At 31.8% G+C, this 1,241-nt stretch carries 1 protein-coding gene; it reads right to left on the bottom strand.

Annotated elements, in window-relative coordinates; all coding sequences use genetic code 11:
* Window positions 1-1,175 (bottom strand): hypothetical protein (locus AJ930_RS06350; protein ID WP_070275011.1); only part of this gene is annotated, 1,175 nt, incomplete at its 3' end.
* Window positions 1,176-1,241 lie beyond the last annotated feature (66 nt).

The following is a 1,241-nucleotide window of genomic DNA, read 5'->3' as shown; positions in this document are numbered from 1 at the left end:
TCAAGGAGTTTGTCTAAATATCCTCTTTTATAAATCCATTCTAATCTTTCAGGTGTAAAATAATAAGGGGCATTAGGATAGCCTTGAGGAGGAGTGAGGGCTGCTAATTTGGCGCTTAATACTAGAGTATCTCTATCTAAAGCAGCTTGTTGTTCACTCCAATCATTTGGAGTATCTACATCAAATCTTGTTACCATTCCATTTTCGTATCCATCCATAGCATCATCAAATTTATTTCTACTTTCAGGAGTAGAATCTATATCTCTTGGATCTTTTAATTTGCCTTTTTCAATATCATTATATAAAGCCCAAATGATCCTGCCTTCTTCATCATAGGCAAAATCATATTTATTTAAATCAATCGTCCAATCTGCTCCTATAATCTCATCTAAAAAAGGAAGCATACCAAATTCATCTAATAAACTCTCATAATGATGATCGTGTAAATCGTAAATCATTTTTGCTCTAAGCTTATTCCAATGTTGCCCTGTAAGAAAAGAATTAGAACACAATACTGCTAAACCTAAACTTTTAAAAGCATTTTTATCTCCAAGTTGAGCTTGTAAAAACAATGCTTGTTGTTGTCTTGCTTTAAATCCTACGGCAGCTGTGGGACTAGCTTTAATATTTCCCAAAAGTAAAGCAGACAATTCCCATTCATTAAAGAAAGAATAAGATTTTAATGTTCCACGATGAGAACTTACTTCATCGTAAATATAGGCGTATTCTTCATTGATTAAATATCCTTTTTCATCTACATTAGCATAAGCATCATAGGGTATATCTATAACCACAGATCTTAATCCACTTCTTATTGCTAAATATTTATATCTTTCTCTTTTAGTTTTTAAAGATTTATAATAAGCTTTTTCTGCTTTAGTCCAAGGAGCTATAGCTCCTTGGATAGGATCTTTTAAATATATGCTTTGCCAATCTTTAAATTCAAGCAAAGTAGATTTCTCCCCTGTGTGAAATTCAGGATCTAGGTATTGGGGTTTATAGTCTTTGTAGGGGGAGTTTTTCATAATATGATAAGATTTAAAAACCGCTTTGGAATATTCTTCGGTATAGTTGCCTGTGGGCTTAACATTTTCTTTAAAGAGTATTTTATTGGTATCTTTTTCCACATCTAATGTTAATCCATTGGGTGTATAAATTTTATAAGTCTCACTCATTATTTATCCTTTCTTAATTTAACCCATATATAAACCATCTTCTATGATTATAGTAGTGGCTAGTCT

This window comes from Campylobacter sp. BCW_6871 (assembly GCF_001762325.1).
Taxonomy (GTDB): domain Bacteria; phylum Campylobacterota; class Campylobacteria; order Campylobacterales; family Campylobacteraceae; genus Campylobacter_D; species Campylobacter_D jejuni.
Note: the sequence above shows the minus strand (reverse complement) of the source record. Positions and strands in the feature narration are given on the sequence as shown.